This window comes from Streptomyces viridosporus, from assembly GCF_002078235.1.
Classification (GTDB): domain Bacteria; phylum Actinomycetota; class Actinomycetes; order Streptomycetales; family Streptomycetaceae; genus Streptomyces; species Streptomyces viridosporus.
Genome location: NZ_MSGP01000909.1, coordinates 1 through 1,003, shown reverse-complemented (window position 1 = coordinate 1,003; position 1,003 = coordinate 1). Strand labels below are relative to the sequence as shown.

The following is a 1,003-nucleotide window of genomic DNA, read 5'->3' as shown; positions in this document are numbered from 1 at the left end:
AGATGTGTATAAGGGACGGGGGTATTGCCCGCCCGCCACACCTAATGCTTGGATGCCGTCTATCCATTACCTCACCGCACTGTCCGAGATCCGGGAGGCGTACGGCCGTGCTCGTACTCGCACACATCAGCGATCTGCACCTGGACGGAACCACGCGGGCGACGGAGCGTGCCCGGCGGGTGCGCGACCGGCTGTGGGAGCTGCCGCACCCGCCGGACGCGCTGCTGGTCACCGGCGACATCGCGGACCACGGCACGGAGGCCGAGTACGAGGAGGCCGCCCGCCTGCTGGGGCTGCACGACGGCAGCGCCCCGTTCCCCGTGCTGACCTGCCCGGGCAACCACGACAGTCGCGCGCCGTACCGCAAGGCCCTGCTCGGACGGGCGGCCGCCGACGGGCCGGTCAACAGCGCGCACGTGCTGGACGGCGGCGCCGTGCTGATGTGCGACTCCAGCGTCCCGGGCCGTGACGACGGGGAGCTGGACGCGCGGACGTACACCTGGATCGAGTCGACGCTGGACGAACTCGACGGCACCCTTCCGGTCCTGCTGGCCTTCCACCACCCGCCGGTCCCGCTGCACCATCCGCTGCCCGACTCCTTCTCCCTGCGCGCCCCCGACCGGCTGGCCGCCCTGCTGGCCCGCCGGCCCGAGATCGCCGGGCTGATCACCGGCCACGCCCACACCGCGGCCGCCACGACGTTCGCGGGCCGTCCCCTGGTGGTGGGCCCCGGCGTGACCTGGACGCTGCGGCTGCCCTGGGAGGGCGAGGGGGTCGCGGACCGGGACGCCCCGGTCGGGCTCGCGTTCCATGTGCTGGACGACGAGCAGCGGCTGACGAGCCACTTCCGCGTGGTCACGTGACGATGCCGGGGACGACCGTCATCCGCTGGTGATCGCCGCCGCGGTGAGGCGACGTCAGGATCACCTCCACGCCCGGGCGGGCACGGGCGGTGCTCCCGGGGCGCGCCCCGCCCGGCCCGGAGCCGCCCGCGGATCCGGGC

At 74.1% G+C, this 1,003-nt stretch carries 1 protein-coding gene; it reads left to right on the top strand.

From position 1 onward, the window contains the following. The first annotated feature begins 107 nt into the window (after nt 1-107). Entirely contained in the window at nt 108-863 is a 756-nt protein-coding gene (locus B7L92_RS38605) for a metallophosphoesterase (RefSeq protein WP_107501753.1), read from the top strand. Nucleotides 864-1,003: the final 140 nt, after the last annotated feature.